This window comes from Pelagicoccus sp. SDUM812002, assembly GCF_031127835.1.
In the GTDB taxonomy this organism is placed as follows: Bacteria; Verrucomicrobiota; Verrucomicrobiia; order Opitutales; family Opitutaceae; genus Pelagicoccus.
Genome location: NZ_JARXHX010000004.1, coordinates 238,525 through 262,028, shown reverse-complemented (window position 1 = coordinate 262,028; position 23,504 = coordinate 238,525). Strand labels below are relative to the sequence as shown.

Here is a 23,504-nt window from a genome sequence, read left to right as displayed (position 1 = left end):
TTGTCGACAAAGCGCTGCCGCAAAAAAGCACCGGGCTGGAGGCCCGGCGCTGAAATTGTCAAGACTAGCGGATCACTCCGCCTGCGCTTCTGACTTCTAGAAGGTAAACGTGTTCGATACTGACCAAGTCGTTGGTTCTGGAATGCGGCCCACGGCCATCGAGCCGTCCGGCTGCGTAGAGATTGGGATGAGATCATCATCACCCACGACATTCCGGACATTCAACTGAATACGCCAGTCGATTGAGTCAGTCAGGGTACGTTCGTAGCCAATCCACAAGTCGAGGGCATCCTCCGCCGGTCCATAGTACTTCTTGTCTACGTCCCAAGCTTCGTCTTCCGTACCAGCATCCGCCAAGCCAAAGCCTATCACAGACTTGTCCTGCCAGCGGTAGGCGCCGCCGATATTCACGCCCTTCAAACCGCCATCCTTGAAGGAGTAGTTCGTGACTGCGTTGAACCGCCATGGGCGGAGCTCAGCGACGTCGGACCCCTCGAGCTGCTTGTATAGGAGGTATGAGGAATAGAACTCCTGAAGCCATACACCTCCCACTGTCTGCTGGCCAAAGTTACCATTCCAGAGCTGGACCTGTCCACCGGGACCGCTGAAGAACTCCGCACGCTCTTCAGCCCAATCCGCAAAGCCTTTTGCGAGATTGCTACGCGACGCAGTCGTCTTGGATGCATTGATCGAGACGTTCCAGTTAGGCTTTGGGTTTGCGGTCAATTCCATCTCCAAGCCCTCAGAGAACGTGTCGCCGGTTACTGCTAGCGAGGAGGGTTGGTTCGCGCCAATGTGCGTTCCCCAACCGCCTGCCCAGTCTTGCTCGAGCTGGATTGTCCAGTGAGCCGCGAGATTTGATGGCGGCGGATTTGAGAGCAGCGTGTCGATAGCGTTGGTCTGACGCCCAAGCGCTTCGGCAATCGTCTCCGTTGGAGATGGCTGATAGCGAAGATCCCCGATGTTGGGGTCGATACGCGGATTGGTAGCGCTTTCTGGCAGGGCAGGATCCTGGAGAGCGTAGTTGTTGTCGAAGCCGGTTCCGGGAACTTTTTGCTTCGCCCAATTTCCGAAGGCACGACCCCAGTTTTCATTCAAGCCAATGCGATACACTGCTTGGAGGCTGCCTGTTCCGGGTTCGATCGTGGCATTCTGCACTGAGGTTTCATACCACGTTGCCCGCATATTGACCTTTCCCTCGAGCAAGCTCACTAGGAATCCATAATCCGTGGTCTCGCCAGCGGGGTTGGAGATCGTGTTTCCGTAAACATCTGTGCGTCCTGTCAGAGCCTCGAAATTGTCTGAGTTGTTGTAGAACAAACTGATGTCGGAACCGAAGGGCATGCGATCGCGGATGGAGTTCGGCGTGTGCACCACGATGCTCCAACTGGTCGAGTCGCCTTCCGAGCGCGAATAGCGTTCATTGCTTGGCCCAACTAGCGTGACCGGATCGAGACGCGGGTCGTTCGCGCCAGATGTGATTGTCCAGTCGGGGTCAAAGACGTATCTGGACTGGTCGACTGGATCTTGCGGGACATCGCCTGCGTTGAAGTTTTCGGCGACATCTTTACGCAAGCCTACCGTCGGAACCACCATACCATCGAGGAAGAACCCCTGCCACACGAACGCGGTCGACTCGACATCGTCACGCGTCTTATTGGCATTGTTGTATAGCTGGTCGCGATCGCGGCCCGAGAAGCCATCTAGGACGCGCATGCGGTGAGGCTCCCAGCCAACCACATCGTCGACCGTGTAATTTCCTTCGCCATCCGCCACAGCATCGCTCTTCAAGCTCGTATTGAAGTCATAGATAGTGCCGGTCGTGGGAACCTGTGGCACCTGAATCCGGCTGATGTCGACGTTACCCAGCGCGCTGCCGGACAAGTTCGGACTGAGGTAGTGGATCGAGTTCACGCGTCGGCTATCGAGCGTCATACTTATGCCCGACTTGTAGTCCTCGTTGAACACATAGTTGTACCAGTTGCGGGTTTGCAGATCCCGACGCTGATGCATGTACAGTCCAGTGAAGACATGACGGCCGAGCACGTTCCCGATACTAGAATCATCCATAATCTCCCTGAAGTCCACTTCGCCAAATGCGGTGAAGCGCATTGCCTCGCGTTCGGACCAGCGACCTTGGTTTCCTCCGTTTGGAAGACCGGCAACGTAAGCGCGTCCGGCGTTGGGATTTTCCCGGCCGTCAGGCAGCACTCCCATGATTTCCACCGTCAGCATAGGATCGCTTCCGAGGAGCTGGCTCACTTCGTCGTTGTAGGATTGCTTATCGAATGCCGCTTCGACGCCGAATTTGTTGTCGAAGAAAGTCTGCGACAAGGAAGCGTTCATCGCTTCGAACTCGGTTAGCTCGTGCTTGGTCGGCCCGTCGATCAAGTGGTTGTAGAAATCGAAGATCTCTCGGTCTTGTAGGGTCGGCGTTTTAACTGCGCCAACTGCTGTGCCCGGCAAGGAAATAGCTCCCTGCTCGGCCCAAGTACGGTAGTTCGTGATACCCATGTAGACCGTCCACGGAATCCCGACACCCGGCGGCAAGGCGGGCTTGCCCGTAGTGCTGAGCGATGGCTCAAAAATGCCAACCTGCTCCGAGTTACCCACATTCTCAAACCATGCGACTGGCTGATCGAAGATACCGCCGCCCGCGCCATTCTGAATCCAGGCGGAATAGTTTGGGTTAGGCGTAACATTATCGGGAAGATATCGAGTATTGGCACCCGTCGTGCCGGTTGGGTCGGCCGCGATTGCTTCCGGCGTGTTGTCGGAGATGGTTTGGGCATCATAAATCTTTCCTGCTAGGCTCGGATCCGTGAACCAAGGCGTGATGGAATCGCGCGGCGGAGTGATGCGAGGCCGATTCGCGTCGATGTCACCTTTTTCGTAGTTTACCTTGATAGAGGTGCGAGCCGATCCTTTGGCAAGCCACTTCGGGTCGTAACGCAAAGCAGCGTACGCCCGCTGCTGGTGCGAAAAAGCGGGATCCTGGCGATAGAACGTCTTATCGTTCAAGGCGGATACACGCACCGCAAGCTCTTCCTCCATGAGGACCTTGTTCACATCCACCGAACCGCGGTAACTTCCAAATGAGCCAAAGCGCAATTCCACCGAGTTTTCATCCTCGAAATTGGCACTATTGGTCGTAGCGTTCACCATACCTGCCGGAGATCCGATACCGAAAAGGATCGAGTTCGGACCGCGTTGCAGATCGATTCGTCCGACATTATAACTGTCCCATGGGATTTCCGTAATAAAGAAATCGCGGGAGTTGTCCGCGCGCGCCAAACCGCGGACACGGGTGTTTTCGTGCGGCCGGAGACGCGGCTCGGTCGTATCGCTACGCCCACCCGTACCCGAAAAATTGCCGCCGGTGCCGCCGACTTCAGTGTTCGTCGTATATTGGAGCAGCGTGCTGCTATCGGTCGCTCCCGTGTCTTGCAGAAACTGGTCCGTTATGACCGAAATCGCCGAGCCTACGTCTTTGAGGTCGGTGCGGATACGTGTGCCGGCGAGGGTTGAAGTGGCTCGATAGCCATTTCCCTCATCGCCCGTAACTTCAAAGGGAGAGAGTTCAAAAACCTCGTCCTCCTCGTCAATCTGATCTTGCCCGTATCCACCCGAAGCAGACAGAGCGCACATCAGAAGCATTGCTCCGGTCAGCTTGTAACCGGAGAGTTTTTGGGGTCTATTCATATTTGGTTTGTTTTTTCGTTTCTTGGTTTGGCTTGTGGGTCGAATGCTCTCTATCCGCTACTCTAACGAGACTAACCGGTAGGGAGATTCGAAAGAAATATAGAACGGCTATAGAAACTAGCCTTCGTTTGATTTAACGTTATAGGGTTTTTATCTAAAAAGCAGGTAATTGATAGGGGGGGATTGCAAAACGGTGACAAAAGCAGTTGGCTTTACCGTGAGGGAGCAAAGGGGCGGATCACTCCAAACTAAAGCGTACGAAGCCCGACAAAGTTAGCCGAATCAATCTAATTCCATCGATATTCTCTATACAATTAAGCATCTTTCTCTGGCATGAGAAATTGCCTATCGTATTTGAGATTTATATCGCAAATTGAGACTCTATATTGAAATAGACCCCATTAAATCAGACCTACCCGTCTTCAACACAACTGCCAACTCTAGGTTCTGACTCTAGGCTCCGACTCATGGAATTGTCGTGGTCCCTATTATCAGGACCTCAATTAACGCTCCGCAACACAACTCCTCAACGTCGATACCCAACTCTGGGAGTCGCTCGATTATTGGCTGCCTTGCTCACGTCTTTTGTAGAACCCAGACGCTCTGCTTGAATGCGACAGCTAGAGTACTACGGACCACAGCAAAAATGCTTCGCGTCAGACGCAAAGGAACACCGATTGTCCGACAATCGCCGTCTCGTTAATATTTCGCTTCACGCATTTCGTCTGGTTTCGGCTGCGGAACGGCTAGTTGCTATCGAAGCCAAACTTCGATCCTCATCCAAGCTATTGCTTTTGCTAATTGCTCCTCAGCAGCCGGTAAGATGCCGCATCTCCAGATACGGTAAATGCATACTCAAAGTGTAGCAGCACGATCGGATAGAAGAACTAAGTCATCTCGGATCCACTCTAACAGCAGCCTTGTGTGAGTCTAGAGCTTCAAGGATATTGGCCCAGCTTGGGACATTTTCACTTTCTGGTCCCGAATGACTAGGTCTCGTTCTAGCGGTAACACGAAACTAATATGGGACCCATCACAAGATGGGTCCTTTGTTTTTGAAGGGACGACTACCAGCCTTGCCTAAAACGCAGACAAAGCCGCCTTCGCGCCTTCGTGGCTAGGATCCAGCGCCAATACCTTTTCGTACGAGCTTTTGGCGTCCTGCATTTTGCCGACCATTTGCTGAAGCTTGGCTAACTCGAAATAAACCCAAGCTTCGTCCGATTTCATGGCAATGGCAGCAGCGAACTCGGCTTCCGCCTCTTCGTTGCGACTCTCTTTCTGCGCTATCATCGCGTGCTCAATGTGACCCAAGTAGGGATTGATGCGGGCGATCTCCGCAGCATGATCCTTCGACTTCTTCATGCTGCCACCTCCAATCGCAGGCGCGTTCATATAGTAGCGAGACAGACCGATATGGGACGCCAGATGGTCAGGGTCAGCCTTGACCGCCGCTTTGTATTGATCCATGGCCCGCATATAGACGGGGCCAGCTTGGAACATATTCATCTCTTGGCCACGCAGAATCAAAGCGTATCCATAATCCGCTAGATAATCTGCGTTGTCCTCTACAATCGTATTGGCCTTCTTGAGTGCAGCGACAGCGGCCTCGTGTTCTCCCAGTCCCACATAAGCCTTGCCCAACAGGTAAAACGCTTCGCCGCCTTCTTGATCCGCAGCTGTCAACGACTCGCCCAGAGCCTTTGCGTTTGTCCATTCGGTAGCCTCCACTGCAGAGCGCAGCTCTTCGATTTCGCTTCCCGAGATCAGAGCCGGCCCCATTAGCAGAACGGTAACTGCCACTATTGTATCAATTGCTTTCTTCATTTTTGTATCAGTTTATTGGATTCATATCTCAAATTGATCTCAAAATTTCTTGCGGGTTAGAACGAGTGATGCGGTCAGAAACGAACCAGGTCGTTGCTACGCTCGCTACAACGATGACCGCAATAAGCAGAGCGCTAGCCAAAAGTAAGAATACATCGAGCTCTCCACCGAACTGGCGGTAGAAGCGAAAGCTGCCAGCGAACAGCGCTATTCCTATGAGGCAACCCACCGAGAGCGGAACCACAAGGCGACGCACCACCAGGCCATTCAGCTGCCCAATCTTGGCCCCGAGAGCCAAGCGGATTCCCCACTCGCGGGATCTCTCCGATACGTTAAAGGCCATCTGCGAACCGATCCCAAAAAGCGAAAGCAACAGGGTCGCTGCTCCAAACCCTACGAATACAATATACATTAATGACAGGATGGACAACTGGCGCTCGAGCACGGAGTCTATGCCTTCCATACTGACCCCAACTTCTGGATAGCGCTGCTTCATTTCTGTTTCGAACCTCTCCAAATTAAACGTATTCAAGTCTCTGACACGAGACACGAAGGTCCCAAAGACCCAAGGGCTTTGCTCGTAAGGCACGTATATCATTGGCTTGGGATCATCGGTCACGTTCGTTTGGGCATAGTTGCCCACGACCCCAACCACCTGACGGAATTGCGGAACCATCCAAGGCATGATTTGTAACTGTTGAGCGAGCGGGTCCTCGCCAGCAGCAAGAAACTTATCCACAAAGGCCTGATTAACCATGGCCACTTTCTGGGATTCGCGGTTGTCCCAGTCCGAAAAGCTGCGTCCTTGAACCAAGGAGATTTCCAGAGACTCGAGAAAGTCTCGGCTTATCGTATTGTAGACCGCGGTAATAGCTTCCTCGCGCTCGGCGGCGAGGTCGCGGCCCTGTAGTTGAAATCCAAATTCAAGATCGAATCCCGCAAGCGGTGGACTCGAGGTGAGAACGCTATTTTCAATAGCACTTCTGGACTCGATCCAGTCATCCATTTCCGAGTAAAACTCAGCCAATCCGGGCAGGTCGAACATGCGAGACTCGCCGGGCGAGACGGTAATCATCAGCAAATCGTCTTCAGCGAAACCGAGGTCGAGGTCTTGCAAGCGACGGTACTCGTGGACCACGAGCAACGCCGCCTGCAAGATTGCTACTGCTACCGCTATCTGGCCGACAAGCAGCGCTGCACGACTTCGACCGCTCTCGCGGCTGAGTCCATGGCGGGATTCCCCGCTCTTGATGATGTCGTTCGTATTCGCGCGAATCACCTGCACCGCTGGCAATAGGCCAAAACTCAGACTGGATAGGAGCGCGATCAAACCGATCGTCCAACCAAGAGTTCCGGACATGCCGACTTCGTTTAATCGCGGCAGGAACATAGCCGGAAGCACCGAATCGATATTGGCTATGAACAAAGCCGCTATGCACCAACCTAAGCCGCAACCCACGAAGCATATGACACAGGCTTCCATAAAAGCGCGAGCCATTGCTTGCTTCGGGCTCTCGCCGATCGCTTGCCGCACCCCATTCTCGGAGCGACGCTGAAGGCCGCTGATCAATTGAATGTTCGCCAGGTTCAAACACGTCGCAAACATCACCAAACTCACCGCCACTAGAATTAACATCAACGGAGTCGAATAGTCGCCTACGATGATGGTCTGAAGCGAGTCCATCGTAGCACCGCGGCGACGATTGGTCGCGGGGAATTGTTCCTCCAAATCATTAGCGATTTGTGTGAGCTCCTGCTTCGCCGCTATGGGAGTGACTCCTGGCTTTAAGCGCCCCACCACATTCCAATAGCGGGCATCGCGAACGAAGTACTCTCCAGTGACATCAGGGAAAGGAGTCCAAAGATTTACAAAGGACGGCTCGTTAAACGACTTTGGCATTACACCCACCACTTGATAAGCCGCTTCGTCCAGCCAGATCGATGTACCGATCACATTTCTGTCCGAGCCAAACTCCTTGCGCCAGAGATCGTAGCTGATCACTACCGAACGAGCAGCTTCCGATGAAAAGTCATCCTCGCTGAAAAAGCTTCCCAGCTCCGTATGAATCTTCAGCACATCCGCAAAGTCGCGAGTTACCCGTGCACCTAAAAGCTGGCGGGTATTGTCGAACCTGTCCTTGTAATTCAAATACTGAGATCGGTATCCAAATAACCCGGTAAAGGATTCCTGCCGCTCTCGAAAGTCTCGAAAGTCTGCCAGAGCCATGAAGTTCACGACTTCGCCCGACTTTTCGTCGACCGACTGAATCCCATAGAGTTCGTGGCTGTCGGGAAACGGAAGCGGTTGACGAACCACTGAATCCGTTATCGTCCAGAGAACGGCTACGGCCGCGGAGCCGAGAGCGAGGAGCACCACTGAGAGAAGTGCTTGCAGAGGTTTGCGTTTCCAATAACGAGCGGAATCGCGAACGAGGAGACCAAGGTAAATCGACATGAGAGGAGTATGCCAGAGGTTAGAGGACTTGTGACGTGCCAAAGGTCATGTTCGGGGCCGAAATCCCATAGGCCCTTAGTCACCTAACTCTACACCCTACCCCACAGGGAGGGTCTAGGTTACGCAACACGAGCAACGATCGCTTTCCGAAACACCAGACGGACTCGCCGCTGGCTTAAATCAACCCCAGGTCCCGAGCCATTAACGCGGCTTGGGTACGATCCAGCACGCCCAACTTGCCCAATACATTGGAGACATGATTCTTCACCGTGCCTTCCGCCAGCGAAAGATGCCCCGCAATCTCCTTGTTGCTACAGCCTCTTGAAAGCCAGACCAGCACCTCTTCCTCCCGCGATGACAGTGGCTCCAGTAGTTTGACCGGCTTCTCTTCCGCTGTTTTTACTGGTGTAGAAATTCGCGAAAACTCTGCCAAAACCTTCGACGCGATCGAGGGTTGGAGAAACGACTCTCCCGCACTCACCGTTCGAATGGCGTCTACCAATTGCTTCGAGGGCGTATCCTTAAGAAGGTATCCAGACGAGCCAGCCTTGAGGGCTTCGAACACGCGTTCATCGTCATCGAAGGTCGTCAGCGTTAGAACGTTCACCTCCGGCATCTCCTGCTTGATTGCCTTGGTTGCGGCCACACCATCCATAATCGGCATATTGAGATCCATTAACACGATGGATGGCCTCACTCGCCGACACGTTTCCAAAGCCTCCTGTCCGTTTTGGCATTCGCCAACGATGTCCAACCTATCGTCAAGGGACAACAAGGTTCGCAATCCCTCCAGAAACAGGGATTGGTCGTCGACTAAGACTATACGAATTCGCTCGCTCATCTAGGAACCGAAATACTCAGGCAAAATCCATTCCCTGGCGAGGTATTAAAAGAGACTTTACCATCCAAAAGTTGGATACGCTCCCGAATTCCCATGATACCAAAGCCACCAGAGACAACGGAGCATCCCTTGCCGTTGTCCTTAACCTCGAGCGAAACAATCCCTTGACCGGAAAGGTCGAGCGAAACGGAGACTTTGGATGCCTCTGCGTGCTTGCGGACATTGGTCAACGCCTCCTGAGCAGATCGATACAAAGCCGACTCGACGAGAACCGGAATAGAACTGAATCCTTCTTCGAGTTCAAAACTAACCGCCACCTCAGTCCCAAAGGAATCGCTTAACAAAGTTTCCAAGGCTCGGTCCAAAGCGCTGCCGTCGAGCGGGGACGACCGCAGAGAAGCTACCGACGATCGCACGTCCGCCAACCCTTTTTTGGTCACCTCCTGAGCCTTCTCCAGAAAGGCTCCGGCTTTTTCTTTATCCGATACCAGCAAGGCTTTGGCCGTTTCGAGCTGCATATTTACGACCGTCAGAGAATGTCCAATCGTATCGTGGATCTCTCGAGCAATGCGGTTTCGTTCCTGGGTAGCAGCGAGTTCTTCCACTTGCCGACTGAATGCTCTCAGCTTCTCGTTGGCGTTGTTCAACTCCACCGACAAGGCAAACGCACGACTACGAGATTTTCGCTCCCGCCGAAAGATGTAGAACATCATCGCCGAGAAAAAGTAGCCCGCGATCATGTTGACGATGTCATCCAGCTCCATCCATCCACCCCACATCAGGCGACCCACCAAAACCCACGCCACGCACTGGTAGACCAGGTAAAGAGTAGCCAACCAAAGCGGAAACAAAAGTGTCGCAAAGCCGGCGACCACGAACATCAGAACGTAGTTGAATCCAAAATACGATGTGTTGACGTGGGCAACGTATATGTAGGCGAAACAACTCGGCCCAAATACAAGCAGGTACAACAAGGTCTCCTCTATACGGGAAGGAATCTCCGGCTTCAAAGCCGAGTCTCTCACATCGAAGCCAACCCCTGCTTTTTCCACCAAAAAACCTTGGCGCAACCAAGCGGCGCAAAACACGGCCCAGAGCAACACCTGCAAAACCGAGAGCCCCCAACTCGGCGTCTTCTCCGCATAGGCGAATGGCAGGATGAGAGCCATCAACATAAGGATACTGCCGAAAATCGCGAAGATATTGTTGTTGTTGCGCTCGACTCGATTCGCCTCCGCACCCGCTCCTTCTTCCTCCGACTCTCGCTGCCCTATCCCGTTCTCAACCATTAGCTAACGAAACTAGCACAGAATAGAAGGGACTGTCATGTGCCAAAAGTCATGGATATCGCTGGATAGAAGAATCACGCAAATTTTCGCTGAAAAGATTGAATAATGCCTGCGAAGGCTTCGTCCCAAACCACGAAAACACGAATTTAACCCGAACACCGTTTTATGAAAATGAAAGCAATCAGCACCCTTACCCTACTAGCAGTAATCGCAGCCTTCACTTTCCCCAACACTGCCCAAGCGGGCGACAAGGAGGAAGCCCTCATCGGCGGCCTCATTGGAGGACTCATCATTGGAGCCGCCATCGCCGACGACGACACACATGTCAGCGTCGGATACAGAAGCGGCGGTCACTACGGCCAGCGCGACTCGCATGGCTACTGGGATTGGGTTTCCGTTAAGACCTGGGTTCCCGGCTACTACGAACGTAGCTGCGATCGCCATGGGCACGTTCGCAAGGTTTGGATCTCCGGCCACTACACTTTCCACAAGAGAAAGGTCTGGGTAGACACCCATCGCCATGGAAGCCACCGCCCCAGCTACCGTGAAAGCCGTCGCTACGATAACCACCGAGACCACGGACACCACGACCGAAAAGGTAGGATTGTAAGAAGATTCTAACACACCACGTGCAACTGCGAGTGGCCTCGATAAACGGGGTCACCTTTTCCCTACAAGCCAACCATTCGATCCTTCCCTTTTTAGCCTTTTGAGCCCATAAACAAGTTTCCACCCATGAAAAACGTATCGGACATCAGCCAAGACCATGCACGGTTCCTCATGAGCCAGTTGCTCGATGGTGAATTGGACGCATCCGATGCTGAAGCTCTCGACCGCTACCTGAAGACTCATCCGGATGAACAAAATTGGATGGAGAATCTCGATCTGCTTCGAGATGCCCAAGTGTCTAGCGCCTCGCGATTGGACCACTCCGAATCCATTTCCTCGATACAGGATGCCATCTCATTCAAGAATAGGGGAATCGCTAAAAAGAGGAGTTCTCTGCTCACATTCCCAGCTCTCATCCGCTCTATGGCCGCAGCGGCTGCTATTGCGATTGTCGGCACCCTATCTTGGATCGGCTTGCACCCTGACGCCCACGCTCATTTCGAGCCAAACGTCGTCGAGTTCGTAGCCACGGATTTGCCCGGTGCGAGCACCTACATCTACCCGGACGAAGAGACCGGTTGGACTGTCGTTTGGGTCGACTCAGATCCCGTCGAATTCGAAGCGACAAAGGGCTAGGTCCCTTTTGACAAGCAATAGGCAGAAACGCCCGCAGCATACTCACTGCGGGCTTTTTTTCGAGCGAGACTCTCAGTCTATCTCAATCGCCGGCTGGCTTTTCACGAGGTCGTCGATCTGCTTCATCTGCTCGAGGAAACCTTCCAGGCGGTTCAGTGGCAGCGCGCAGGGTCCGTCGCACTTAGCATTCTCGGGATCGGGATGCGCTTCCAGGAAGAGTCCGGCTATTCCGACCGACATTCCCGCTTTCGCGAGGTCGCAAACCTGGCGGCGACGCCCTCCTGCAGCCGTGGAAGTGCCTCCCGGAATCTGCAGCGAGTGCGTTACATCGAAGATGACTGGGTAACCGAAACCCTTCATTATCCCGAAGCCAAGCATGTCCACAACGAGGTTGTTGTAGCCGAAGCTAGAGCCGCGCTCGCAGAGCATGACTTTATCGTTCCCGGCTTCGTTCAGCTTCTTGATGATGTGCCCCATCTCGCGAGGGGAGAGGAATTGGGCTTTCTTAACGTTGATGATCGCTCCCGTTTTGGCCATGGCAACCACGAGATCTGTCTGGCGACAAAGGAACGCTGGGAGTTGGATAATGTCGCAAACCTCTGCCACCGGAGCCGCTTGGTGGGGCTCGTGCACGTCAGTGATAAGGGGCACGTCGAACTTTTCTTTGATCTCTGCCAAGATCTCTAGCCCCTTCTCCATTCCGGGACCGCGATAGCTGGTGACGGACGATCGATTTGCCTTATCAAAGGAAGCCTTGAAAACGTACGGGATGCCGAGCTTGTCAGTCACTCGTTTGTACTCGCTAGCGATTTCGAGAGCGAGATCACGGGATTCGAGCACGTTCATACCTGCTAGCAGGGTGAATGGCAGCTCATTGCCGCATTTTAGTTTTCCGATTTCAATCACCTTAGACATGGCCCCGTTCTTCCCTGTTTGATTGACTTCGCCAACCAAAATCAACACCGCTGCCCATAAATCTTAGCAAAAACCTATTTCAATTCCCTATGTCAAAACGCCGCTATTTCTGGATCGACCTGGAAATGACCGGACTCGATCCGGCCAGCGACCGCATCGTCGAAGCTGCCGTCATCATCACAAATAAACAACTCGAACCGGTCTTCGAATGGGAGAGCCCTGTCCGTCAACCACAAGAGGTCCTCGACGGAATGAACGACTGGTGCAAGCACCACCATGCTGCAAGCGGATTGCTGGACCGTATTCAGGATGGAATTACAGAGCAGGAACTAGATGAGAAGCTTTCAGAAATAGCTCTCAAATATTTCAAGAAAAAGAATCCTTGCGTGATCGCTGGCAACTCAATTTCCCAAGATCGGAAGTTCATTGACGCCTACCTGCCGCAATTCTCACAACGCCTACACTATCGCATGCTCGACGTGTCCAGTTTCAAAATCGTTTTTCGCGATATGCTCGGACGCGAGTTCAAAAAGGATAATACCCATCGAGCCATTGACGATATCCGTGAATCAATCGCAGAACTGAAGCACTACATGAGTGCCATCGACGCTTCCAACCTAGCCCCAATCGACAACGCCCCAAAGCCCGAGGAATCCAACGAATGATCCGTTATGGAAGGCTAGGCCTTGCAGCTGTCGCGCTCTTGGGGACGATCGCTTGCCTTCCTACGTCCGCCCATGGAGAACTCTCTACCGAACAAAAAGAACGCTTGGTCGAGGCAGTCGGAAAGAAACTCTCCAAAAGGGCTTACGCTTTCGAAACCGACTTTTCAAAATGGTCGGAAATCTCTGCCGACCGATCCTTCGAAATTGCTGAAGCCAAAACAAAGGAAGAACTGGCCAATGTCCTCAGTGAAGGTCTGGATACATTCGGACTTTCCCACCTCGCAATTTTCGCACCTAGTACCGTAAAAAGTCGTCGTGCTGGAAAACGCTCAGGCATGGGGATAACCATCCACCCTCTGGATGAGGATGGAGGGCTTATCAGTTACGTCCTCGCAGACAGCCCAGCCGAACGCTGCGGACTTAGGAAAGGCGACATTCTAGTAAGCATCGACGGTGAACCTCTCGCCGACATCAAACAGCTTGCAGGCGAGCTTGACCAAAAGAGGCAAATCACCTGGACGCGAGGCGACGAAGAACTGTCATGCGAAATCGAATACGCGAGTTTCTCCCTTTCAGAGCCGAGCACTATGACTTGGGTCCGCCAAGACGTAGCTCTTGTTCGTGTGCAGAGCTTTCTCCCAAAATTTTATAAGGCCACAAAGATCAACAAATTCTTCAGGCAAGCTCGGGATGCGAGGGGAATCATCATCGATCTTAGAAACAACCGCGGTGGGCTCTCCTTCTACTCGCGACACCTCGCATCAAAAATAGATTCGCCCAAGGAAACCTTCGCTTTGCTAGCAAACAAGAAGAGTGAGGACCGCGGCAGAAAACGCCGCACTGTTCATCCGCTCCCTTTTTCCAGAGCTTACTCTGGAGAGGTCGTCATCCTCGTCGATTCCCTTTCGGCTAGCGCAGCAGACATCGTCCCCGCATTCGTGGCCGATAACGATCGCGGCATCGTGATAGGACAACGCACCAGCGGTGCCCTCCAGCTGGCAAAAAGCTACCCTTTGCCGTATGGGTTTCGAATCTACCTACCCATCGCCGAAATGCTCACACCCAACGGAAACCGGCTAGAAGGAGTAGGACTCGCCCCGCATCTCGAGCTTAGTCTGGAAGAGACCACCCATGACAAAAAAATTCTGCAAGCCGCCCTGAACGCAATCGACCGTAGCTACGACGGGTCGGAATAAAAGCCATCTATTTTGCCGGCGACATCCCTAAACGAAATATCGTTCGCGTAGATGAGCTTGTAGCGCCGGGCCGCCTCCTCTTTCCTGCCAAGCGCCTCGCAACATTGGGCAGATGAGTAAAGCACGTCTTTCTTAAATTCGTCCATTCCGTGCGCATCCGCAATCGAACGGTCGAATTGCTCAAGAGCAAGGTCGTACAAGCGCTTTTTTGAGAAGCTTCGACCGAGCATCACACAGGAGCGTTGCTTCAAGCTCGAGCCACGCTGAGCTACTTGGAATTCCTTAATCGCTTCATCAACCTTGCCAGCAGCCAGTAAAAGTTCTCCCAAGTTCAGGCGCTGGGCATAGTCGTTCGGAAATTGCTCTACCATCTTACGAGACTCCTCCAGCTTGAGAACATCAAGTTCTGCTTCCAACTTCTGGATACGCTCTTCAGTGGCCGGTCCAGACCCGCTGTGGAGTTTGCTGAGCTCTAGCTCAGTCGCCTTGATCATGATCTCGCTGCGAAGTTGCTTGAGACCGATGTCCGACTCCGCTTGAGGCAGCATAGCAGCCTTATCCAGCCAAACCAACGCCTCGCGGTAGTCGTCTGCATACAGGTAGGCCTTAACCAGCTGCTTGTAGAGATCCAGACTTTGTGGGTCCTCGTGTATTTCCTCAATCAGCTCACGAGCCCGCACCCTAGCTCCTTGGACATCCTGAATCAGGCGACTCTGCTTTTCCAAAGCTTCCGATAGTTCCTCGTCCTTGAGCTTCGAACGAAAGTCCTGCTCTTCCTCGGCCCACTTCCCCCTATTGATCGAATGGGCAACCGAGGCAGATTTGACAAGTTCCTGGATAAGAGAGCTCTCCGGCTTCAAACGCTTCAAACGCTCCGCGATAGCAACTGCTTGATTCGTTTCCCCCACCTTGATGAGGGCCTCGCAATAACGCTGCAGGAGAACGAGATCCTTTGTCTCGTTTTCATAAATCTTCTTGAGGCAGAAAACTGCCGTTTCATTAAATTCCAAAGCCGCGGCACCGGCAGCGACTAGAGACAGAGCCCCTTCGTGCAAAGGGTCTCGGGTGAGCGCCCGCTCTCCGTAAGCCATCGCCAGCGCAGCATCCTTCTTCAAATAAGGTTTCCCGTAGAGAACGATGAAACTCGCTTCGATTTTCGAGAGTAACCGGTGAAGAAACCCTCGTCCCCGTTTCGTAAATACGCTTTGCTGAGCCTGACGTAGCAACTCTCGAACTTCCAGGCACCCAGGATGTTCCAGCAGCAAAGAGGAACAAATCTCAACGCAATACTCGAAGTTTCCGCGCTCCACCGCAGTTCGGGCATTGCCGACCTGTTTGCGAACTCTAGCGTCCAATTCCTTTAGCGAAACTTCAGGCATAAACGTGACGTTAACTTAATACTAAGTCCGAATCAACCGCCGCACGCAACTCTTCGAAAGCAGCAGCTACTGCCTCATCAGTTCGCGCCTCTACGAGCAAGCGAATTTTGGGCTCCGTTCCAGAGTAACGGATTAGCAGTCGCCCATCCTCTCCTAGTTTTGAATCCAGTTTCTCGATACAAGCAGAAATCGCTCGGCAATCAGCAAGGGGCGGTTTCTCGGCGACCTTGAACGCCTTGGATATTTGCGGAAAGGCGGAATAAACACTGGCGAGACGAGAAACGCTCCCCGCGCTCCGAGCCACCGCTTCCGCCATGGCTAAAGCTGCTACTAGACCGTCACCTGTGATCGCGAACTTTCCGACAACCAAATGTCCGGACTCCTCCCCCCCCAACAGGTATCCCGTGCGAAGCATAAGCCTCGCGATATGCTTGTCACCGACATCGGTCCGTTCCGTTCTTATGCCGTTTTCCTTCAACGCCGCATCCAGCCCGAGATTGCTTTGCACGGTCGTCACCAAAGTGTCGCCAGGAAGCTCCGCTCGTTGCTTCGCGTCGATCGCAAGAGCTGCCAAAAGAGCCTCGCCCTCGATTTTCTTCCCCGTCTCGTCAAACATAACAAGCCGATCGCCGTCTCCATCGAAAGCGAATCCATAGTCAAATTTGCCAGATGAATACAACGCCCCAAGAGTCTCAGGATATTCGCTGCCGACGCCATCGTTGATATTGGAACCATCTGGCTTTTCCCCTACCACTTCCAATACCGCACCTAATTGGCGAAACACTACCGGAGCAATTTCCGACATCGCACCATTGGCGCAATCGAGAGCGATCCGCTTGCCAGCAAGCAACCCGCGCGGAAAAGCAGACGCTACCGCCCGCTGGTACTGCGAGCGAAGTTCACTTCCATCGATCACCGAGACCTTTTCGCTCGGGTCAAAATCGTCTGCTGGAATTTGTTCGACCATATCGTCAAGCGATTGCTCGAGATCTTCCGACGGCTTCACGCCGCTTCCTTCAAAGAACTTTATTCCGTTGTCGCAGGCGGGATTGTGCGAGGCAGTGATCGAACAAGCCAGAATCGCCTCGCTTGAACGAGCCGCAAACGCGACACACGGTGTCGGAGCCACCCCGAGGTCGATCATCTTGCCCCCTTCGGATGCCACGCCCGCAGCAAATGCGTTCAGCAATGCAAGTCCAGAGGCGCGAGTATCCCGTCCCACCACGATCTGGGGAACCGGTGCTGAAAATCTTTCTCGCGCGACTCGCACCGCCGCTTTGCCGGCGCGAAAAGCGACATCATCATTCAGGACCGCGCTGCCATACTGGCCGCGGATGCCATCCGTTCCAAAGTGCTTCAAACTCATCAGGACGCGTAAAAGTCTTTGGTGTCTGCTAGTTTTGCTTTGAGAGCTCCGCCCAGCAGCACATCACGGGCGATTGCAACGCCTTCCTCTATGGTATCGCACTTACCGACGATCATCAGTCCTGCAGCTATATTAAAGGAGATTGTATCTTCTAGTCCCTCGGGAGCCTTGCCAGCAAGCAGCGTGTCGAGAATTCGCAGATTGTCATCGAGCTCCCCACCCAAAAGTTCAGAGACGTCAGACGCGCGTAGCGAGAATTGCTCGGCATTCCAAATGCCGTCGATATTCGAAAGGGCTCCGAAGCCGCGCACTCGATTTGCACCGACCACACTAAGCTCGTCCATCCCGCGACCGTCGTCCAACACCGTATGAGCTACAACGCCCGACTTGAGCCCGAGCGAGTCCAATGTGCAGGCTAGCATATCTACGACCGAAGGAGAGAACACACCTAGTAACTGGTAGGCCGGCTTCGCGGGGTTGATGAGCGGACCAAGTATGTTAAAAACAGATCTCTGCCCCTTGGCCGCCAACTCCTGACGAACCGGCATAATCTCCCTGAACGCGGGGTGGAATGCAGGGGCAAACATGAAACAAAAACCAAGCTCCTCCATTGACCGGGAAAGCGTTTCGTCATCAGCCATCAAATCGACTCCAAGCGCCTCGAGAAGATTGGCGCTACCGCATTTGGACGTAATGGACTTGTTGCCATGCTTCAGAACGGGCACTCCCGCAGCAGCTAGGCCAAACACCACGGCAGTGCTTATGTTAAAGCTGCCGATTTTATCTCCTCCCGTTCCACAAACATCGATCGCCACATCCTGCCACTTCTCAAGCCCGGGATTTCTGGCAAGCTCGCGGAATCGCTTAGCGAATCCTGATACTTCCTCAGCTACTTCACCCTTCTGGGCGAGCGCGGTCAGAAAATTAGCCTTAGCAAAAGGATCTACGTCCACCGATGCGAGGAGGTCAGCCGAGGAAGATGCCTGCGTCTGCGAGAGGTTTTTCCCCTCTTCTACGAGTGAGGTGAGCTCGTTCAATTCCATAGGAGGGAAGATGTAGGCCTCTCCTTTCTGTAAAACAATGCAAAACACGCTCGCCAAAACAGCATCACCTAGAGCAGTTTGAGCAACTCCCAGAGAAGCTCGCCAGCCGCCCTGCTTATTTTGAAACAATAACTTGACGGGTGATTGGCCAAGAGTTATCAAGCGCAGCTTTTCTTTTAAGTAGAAGAACAAACGACGAACGAATTTACGTACAATGGCTAATCCAAAACGCAAGCAATCCAAGCGCCGCAGCCGCCTCCGCAGAGGTGCTAACCGTTTCGAGGCTCCCGAGCTCGCGAAGGACCCGATCGACGGTTCCGCATTTCGCCCGCACCGCGTAAATCCGAACAACGGAATGTACCGCGGTCGCCAAGTTCTAGACGCATCCGTCTAGAAGCTTATCCTTCGGCTACCCGCTAGACTCAGCTAAGCCAGCTTCACATGCTCGAACAGAAGAGCTCTTGCATCGCGATCGACGCAATGGGCTCCGACAAGGGTCCTGCTGAAATAGTCGCCGCTACGAAACTGGCGGTACAAAAAGTAGCCAACCTGAGGCCGATCATCTTGGTCGGCGACGAAGCTATCTTAAAGCCCTTGCTTGAAAAAGAAGGGCTTTCTTCGTATCCGGATATTTCGGTTTTCCACGCGTCCGAGGTCATAACCATGGACGACAAGCCATTGGTAGCCCTCAAGAAAAAGAGGGACGCCTCCATGCTTCGTGCCATCGAGCTGGTAAAAGATGGCCACGCCAGCTGCGTACTCAGCTGCGGCAACACAGGCAGCCTCATGGCAGCTGGCACCATAAAACTTCGCACCCTCGAAGGCGTAGACCGACCAGCCCTCGCCACCGTGATGCCACGAAAACGGGGACACTTCGTGCTGATCGACGCTGGAGCAAACCCCACCGCCAAAGCCGAGCACCTTGTGCACAACGCAGTTCTTGGCAGCGACTACTGCCGCCTCGTGCTCGGAATCGAAAAACCGAAAGTCGGTTTGATGACCATCGGCACCGAGGAAGGTAAAGGCACCGATCTAGTAAACCAAGCCCACACCCTTTTGAAGAAGGTCAACGGGCAGATCCACTATGAAGGCCTGATAGAGGGCTTCCAAACTTTCGAAGAAGGCGTAGACGTAGTCGTTTGCGACGGTTTCACTGGCAACATCCTGCTGAAGGCTTGCGAGTCGCTTTTCATGCTTTTGAAAGGCTTCGTGACGGAAGAGATTCAGGCCAATTGGATGAGGAAAATGGGTTACCTCCTTTCAAAAGGGGCATTCGACGCCATCAAGACCCAGCTCAATCCCGAGCGTTACGGCGGTGCTCCGCTACTCGGCCTAAAGGGTAATGTGCTGAAAGCTCACGGATCCAGCAATCGGGAGGCCGTCATGAACGCCATCCGCATTGCGAACGAAATTGTCAGCAACGACCTCAACCGCCACATCCTCGAAGACATCGAGAAGGCGAACAACATTATCTACAACGTCGACTGATTCGCCCTGCAATTTGCAGGTTGCATGAACAGTGAGGCTTCCCCATTGAGACAATCGCATGAGTTCTGCGCCTAGATCCGTACAAATAAAAGGGACCGGTTCCTACACACCGCAAAAAGCGCTTACCAACAACGACCTGTCCAAGATCGTAGACACTTCTGACGAATGGATTTTTACGCGTACTGGCATCAAAGAACGCCGTATCGCGGATGAAAATGAAACGTCGTCCAGCATGGGCGCCGAGGCGGGTAGACGGGCCATAGAAAACGCAGGACTCAACATCGACGTGATAGATGTCATCGTTGTCGGAACGATGACGCCAGATATGCCCTTCCCCTCAACGGCTTGCCTCGTCCAAGAGAAGCTTGGCATCAAAAACGCCGTTTGTTTCGACGTCGAGGCGGCCTGCTCAGGCTTCCTTTACATCATGGAAATCGCGTCCGGACTCTTGCAAACTGGACGCTATCGCAACGCCTTGGTCATCGGGTCGGAAAAGCTCTCTAGCATTCTCGACTGGGAAGATCGTACCACCTGCGTACTCTTCGGAGACGGAGCGGGTGCTGCCGTGCTGGGACTTGGAGAGGAAGGCGATACCGCAGGAATCATCGACTTTAAGCTCGGAGCCGATGGAAGCAAAGCGGACATGCTCCACCAACCAGGCGGAGGGTGTGCGATACCTCCATCCACTGAGTCACTGGCGGGCCGTCAACACTTCCTGAAAATGCGTGGAAAAGAGGTTTTCAAACAAGCGGTCCGCGTTATGGGCCAAGCTGCCGTCGAAATCCTTGAACAAAATGGCATAGAATCGGACCAACTCGCATGCGTCGTTCCACATCAGGCGAATATGCGCATAATCGAATCTCTTTCGTCACGACTTCACATTCCAATTGAACGCTTTTTCCTAAATCTAGACAAATACGGAAATACATCCGCCGCCTCCATACCCATCGCCTTGGACGAAGCTGCCCGAGCCGGGAGAATCAAACGCGGAGACATAATACTGCTCGTAGCCTTCGGGGCTGGCCTCACTTGGGGCTCATCCCTCATCCGCTGGTGAGCCTCCTCCCTGAAAAATAACGATCCCAAGCAACAGTCCTTCCATTAATGAACACCGCAATTTCACGCCAACGCTCTCTCTTACGGGCCGGCATCCTCTCGTCACTTTTTGTTTTCGTCTTGTCTTTCGCCAGCAACCTTCGGGCTGAATCGAAGATAACTTGGTCATCTGAAACTGGTTACGTGTCCGAGGAGGTCGATCTTTCAGGCCTGCTCCCAGAGGAGCAACAGAAAATCCTAAACTGGATGAACCGAGCGCGAACCGCCGAGGAAAAGAAGAACTATTCCCGCGCGGTAAAACTCTACAAAAGAGTCTCTAAGAAATACCCAAAAAACCAATATTCGCCCGAGGCGTTATATCGCACCGCACTCATCCAGCTCGAACGCAACAATGTCGACAAGGCTTTCGAAGCATTCAACACCATCGCATGGGTTTACCCTAACTATGGAAGCTTCAACGAAACGCTTGGTGAAATGTACAAAATCGCCGTAGCTCGCTTGGAAACCTACCGTGACAAGATTTTTTGGGTCATTCCCGGCTTCAAAAACACAGATCGGGCCATCCAATATTTCGAACGAATAGTGGCCATCGCACCATACAGTGACTACGCCCCACTCTCTCTGATGAACGTCGCCAAAGCATGGTCGGACAAGAATAGCGACGCCATGACGATCTACGCCCTAGATCGCTTGGTCACTAACTACCCGAACAGCTTCCTCACCTCCGACGCCTATCTCAAGCTCGCCCAGACCCACTACGGCTTGATCAAAGGCCCAGAGTACGACCAACGCGCCACAGAGGACGCCATCACCTTTTTCGAGGACTTCCTAATCCAGTATCCGGAAAACCAAAACGTGGACCAGGCAGAAGACGGTTTGTCAGGCGCCAAGAACATCCTCTCGCTCTCCAAACTTAAGATGGGAGACTTCTATTACTACAAGCGCTCCAAGTACGACGCGGCGAAGATCCTCTACAACGAGGCAATCACTATAGCACCTCTTTCCAAGACCGCCCAAACGGCTAAGACTCGACTAGAAAAAATTGACGCGATCGTCGCCAAGAACGAAGAGACCGTCGAAGAAGACGCACCATCCAACGAGGAAATCCAAGAACAGGCCCGCAAACGCGCCAAACGCCGTATCCTAGGCATTTTCTAGTTCTAGGATCTTGCCAACGCCACGGATCAAAATCTCGAATCCATCACTCATGCGTACGCTAGTATTATTCGGGTTCATCGCATCCATCCTACTTGGGGGATGCGCAACATACCAGATGGGCAACCCTGTCACATTGCCGTACAGCAGCATATACGTAGCTCCTCCCCAGAACTATTCTAATCTTCCACAACTGGAAGGTCCGCTGAACGCCGCACTCCGCCAAGCCATTCAGAGTAGCGGGGACCTTTCCCTAGCTTCCGGGAACACTGCGGATGCTACGTTGGAAATTTCCATTCTCGAAATTCGAAGAAACATCGCCGCAGTATCCGCCTCCGACGTGGGACGCGGTAGAAAGTTCGAGATCCTAGTCGAACTCGAAATCAGCCTTAGAAAAGGCGACGGATCTGGACAGTACTTTTTCGAATCCCGTCCACTCTCCATTACTCAAGATGTCTACACCGAAAGCGGTTTGGTAGATGCTGAATACCATGCCGTCCCAGAGATCAGTCGCCAGATTGCCGATCGCGTCGCCCAATCGCTCGTAGACCTTTGGTGAGTGAGTAGCTAGCCTTACACAAATTCCAAGCGTCTAGACTTGAGCATCGCGTCATACGACGACTAAGGTGCGCTCAATGGGTACACCAATTCTAGCGCCATCTATGCTAGCGGCCGACCACACTCGGCTCGCGGAGGAAATCAAAGGCGTCGAAGGGGCCGGATGTTCCTGGCTCCACGTCGACATCATGGACGGGCACTTCGTGCCCAACCTGACCTTCGGACCTCAAATAGTAGCCGACCTGCGCCCTAAAACGGAGCTTTTCCTCGACGTTCACCTGATGCTCGACAACCCGCAGGATTTCGTCGAGCTCTTCGTCAAAGCAGGTGCCGATCAAGTGACCATACACGTCGAACCGGAATACGACATATCCGCCTGCCTCTCGAAGATTCGAGACTTGGGAGCGAAGTGCGGCGTCGTCCTCAACCCAAGCACTTCAGTTTCAGCCGTGGAGCCCTACTTATCCGAAGTCGACATCGTACTGGCAATGACAGTCCAGCCCGGCTTCGGGGGCCAATCTTTCCAAGAAGGCGTGCTCGCGAAAACCGCCCAGCTAGCCGCGTGGCGCCAAGAACGTGGACACAATTTCCGAATCGAAGTCGACGGTGGAATTAACGCCGACAATGCCCCACTATGCCGTAAGGCTGGTGTGGATACATTCGTAGCTGGCACTGCTTTCTTTAAATCATCTGACCGCACCCTTTTCCGTAAGAACATCGAGACTCTCGACTAAATGCAAATAAACCAACCCAGCTACAGCGAGGCCGACCTCGAAACAACCCTCGTCTCGCGCGAGGAAATAAGAACGCGAGTGGCAGGGCTCGGCGTCGAATTGTCAGAACATTACCTGGGCAAAGATGTAACCATTGTTTCGATACTTAGCGGAGCCCTGATATTCACTGCGGACCTGATACGCTCCTGCGATTTCCCAACCCGCTTGGATTGCCTGCGAGCCGAGTCCTACGGAAACGCGACCGCTGCGCAAACGCCGCCGCGGATCACCAATCCCCTAAAAACGGATATAAAGGATCATCACGTTCTCGTTGTTGACGACATACTTGATTCCGGAAACACGCTCAAGGCGATCATTGCCCACCTCGAAAAACTCTCGCCAGCTTCGCTCAAGACCTGCGTCCTTCTGGACAAGCCTGCACGGCATGAAAAGGATTTCTCGGCCGACTTCTGCGGCTTTAGCATTCCGGACCAATTCGTCGTCGGCTATGGCCTAGACTTTGCCGAACGCTATCGCAGCCTTCCCTGCATAGGTGTTCTGAGAAAAGAGCTCCAAGACGCAGCGACTCACACTTAGGCGACCCGAGTAGC

Annotated in this window: 20 protein-coding genes; 11 read left to right on the top strand and 9 right to left on the bottom strand. The window is 53.3% G+C overall.

The window, feature by feature from the left end:
• Window positions 1-96: 96 nt before the first annotated feature.
• From QEH53_RS08690 to QEH53_RS08670, 5 genes are all read right to left on the bottom strand, one after another.
• A complete protein-coding gene (locus tag QEH53_RS08690) occupies window positions 97-3,702 on the bottom strand; it encodes a TonB-dependent receptor plug domain-containing protein (RefSeq protein WP_309022780.1) in 3,606 nt (1,201 codons plus the stop codon).
• A 1,080-nt stretch (window positions 3,703-4,782) separates the two neighbouring features.
• Entirely contained in the window at window positions 4,783-5,529 is a 747-nt protein-coding gene (locus QEH53_RS08685) for a tetratricopeptide repeat protein (protein WP_309022779.1), read from the bottom strand.
• A 28-nt stretch (window positions 5,530-5,557) separates the two neighbouring features.
• Window positions 5,558-7,984 carry an ABC transporter permease gene (locus QEH53_RS08680; protein WP_309022778.1) on the bottom strand — a complete coding sequence of 809 codons (2,427 nt, stop codon included), beginning with the start codon at window positions 7,982-7,984 and terminating at the stop codon, window positions 5,558-5,560.
• A 175-nt stretch (window positions 7,985-8,159) separates the two neighbouring features.
• Window positions 8,160-8,825: a response regulator transcription factor gene (locus tag QEH53_RS08675; protein WP_309022777.1), complete on the bottom strand. Its 666-nt coding sequence runs from the start codon at window positions 8,823-8,825 to the stop codon at window positions 8,160-8,162.
• Window positions 8,822-10,114 carry a sensor histidine kinase gene (locus tag QEH53_RS08670; protein ID WP_309022776.1) on the bottom strand — a complete coding sequence of 431 codons (1,293 nt, stop codon included), beginning with the start codon at window positions 10,112-10,114 and terminating at the stop codon, window positions 8,822-8,824. The genes QEH53_RS08675 and QEH53_RS08670 overlap by 4 nt, the downstream gene beginning before the upstream one ends.
• 171 nt (window positions 10,115-10,285) lie before the next feature.
• On the opposite strand from QEH53_RS08670, the gene QEH53_RS08665 reads away from it, so the two are divergent.
• Both QEH53_RS08665 and QEH53_RS08660 read left to right on the top strand, forming a co-directional pair.
• Window positions 10,286-10,735, top strand: coding sequence for a hypothetical protein (locus tag QEH53_RS08665; protein ID WP_309022775.1), 450 nt, complete (start codon window positions 10,286-10,288; stop codon window positions 10,733-10,735).
• Window positions 10,736-10,849: 114 nt separating this feature from the next.
• Complete coding sequence (locus QEH53_RS08660; RefSeq protein WP_309022774.1) at window positions 10,850-11,359, top strand: hypothetical protein; 510 nt, start codon at window positions 10,850-10,852, stop codon at window positions 11,357-11,359.
• A gap of 72 nt (window positions 11,360-11,431) precedes the next feature.
• Here QEH53_RS08660 and kdsA read toward each other — a convergent pair whose 3' ends face one another.
• Complete coding sequence (kdsA, locus tag QEH53_RS08655) at window positions 11,432-12,274, bottom strand: 3-deoxy-8-phosphooctulonate synthase (RefSeq protein ID WP_309022773.1); 843 nt, start codon at window positions 12,272-12,274, stop codon at window positions 11,432-11,434.
• Window positions 12,275-12,363: 89 nt separating this feature from the next.
• Here kdsA and orn point away from each other — a divergent pair, with 89 nt between their 5' ends.
• On the top strand, window positions 12,364-12,939 hold the full coding sequence (gene orn, locus QEH53_RS08650) for an oligoribonuclease (protein WP_309022772.1): 576 nt from the start codon (window positions 12,364-12,366) through the stop codon (window positions 12,937-12,939).
• A complete protein-coding gene (locus QEH53_RS08645) occupies window positions 12,936-14,135 on the top strand; it encodes a S41 family peptidase (protein ID WP_309022771.1) in 1,200 nt (399 codons plus the stop codon). Before orn ends, QEH53_RS08645 begins: the two co-directional genes overlap by 4 nt.
• On the opposite strand, the gene QEH53_RS08640 is transcribed toward QEH53_RS08645, so the two are convergent.
• The 3 genes from QEH53_RS08640 to trpD are packed head-to-tail and all read right to left on the bottom strand — an operon-like array spanning window position 14,117 to window position 17,923.
• A complete protein-coding gene (locus QEH53_RS08640) occupies window positions 14,117-15,514 on the bottom strand; it encodes a tetratricopeptide repeat protein (protein WP_309022770.1) in 1,398 nt (465 codons plus the stop codon). The two genes, QEH53_RS08645 and QEH53_RS08640, sit on opposite strands and share 19 nt — an antisense overlap.
• Before the next feature lie 10 nt (window positions 15,515-15,524).
• On the bottom strand, window positions 15,525-16,880 hold the full coding sequence (locus QEH53_RS08635; protein WP_309022769.1) for a hypothetical protein: 1,356 nt from the start codon (window positions 16,878-16,880) through the stop codon (window positions 15,525-15,527).
• Window positions 16,880-17,923, bottom strand: coding sequence for an anthranilate phosphoribosyltransferase (trpD, locus tag QEH53_RS08630; protein WP_309022768.1), 1,044 nt, complete (start codon window positions 17,921-17,923; stop codon window positions 16,880-16,882). The genes QEH53_RS08635 and trpD overlap by 1 nt, the downstream gene beginning before the upstream one ends.
• Before the next feature lie 214 nt (window positions 17,924-18,137).
• Between trpD and rpmF the strand changes: the two genes are divergently transcribed.
• The 7 genes from rpmF (at window position 18,138) to hpt (ending at window position 23,490) form a co-directional block, all read left to right on the top strand.
• Entirely contained in the window at window positions 18,138-18,317 is a 180-nt protein-coding gene (rpmF, locus tag QEH53_RS08625) for a 50S ribosomal protein L32 (protein WP_309022767.1), read from the top strand.
• 47 nt (window positions 18,318-18,364) lie between these two features.
• Window positions 18,365-19,411, top strand: a complete 1,047-nt coding sequence (gene plsX / locus QEH53_RS08620; protein ID WP_309022766.1) for a phosphate acyltransferase PlsX — start codon at window positions 18,365-18,367, stop codon at window positions 19,409-19,411.
• Window positions 19,412-19,469: 58 nt separating this feature from the next.
• Window positions 19,470-20,468 (top strand): beta-ketoacyl-ACP synthase III, encoded by a 999-nt coding sequence (locus tag QEH53_RS08615; RefSeq protein ID WP_309022765.1) that lies wholly within the window; start codon window positions 19,470-19,472, stop codon window positions 20,466-20,468.
• 47 nt (window positions 20,469-20,515) lie between these two features.
• Window positions 20,516-21,625 carry a tetratricopeptide repeat protein gene (locus QEH53_RS08610; RefSeq protein ID WP_309022764.1) on the top strand — a complete coding sequence of 370 codons (1,110 nt, stop codon included), beginning with the start codon at window positions 20,516-20,518 and terminating at the stop codon, window positions 21,623-21,625.
• A 49-nt stretch (window positions 21,626-21,674) separates the two neighbouring features.
• Window positions 21,675-22,181 carry an LPS assembly lipoprotein LptE gene (lptE, locus tag QEH53_RS08605; RefSeq protein WP_309022763.1) on the top strand — a complete coding sequence of 169 codons (507 nt, stop codon included), beginning with the start codon at window positions 21,675-21,677 and terminating at the stop codon, window positions 22,179-22,181.
• Between the two features lie 76 nt (window positions 22,182-22,257).
• Window positions 22,258-22,914 (top strand): ribulose-phosphate 3-epimerase, encoded by a 657-nt coding sequence (gene rpe / locus QEH53_RS08600; RefSeq protein ID WP_309022762.1) that lies wholly within the window; start codon window positions 22,258-22,260, stop codon window positions 22,912-22,914.
• Window positions 22,915-23,490, top strand: a complete 576-nt coding sequence (gene hpt, locus QEH53_RS08595) for a hypoxanthine phosphoribosyltransferase (protein ID WP_309022761.1) — start codon at window positions 22,915-22,917, stop codon at window positions 23,488-23,490.
• The last annotated feature ends 14 nt before the right edge of the window (window positions 23,491-23,504 follow it).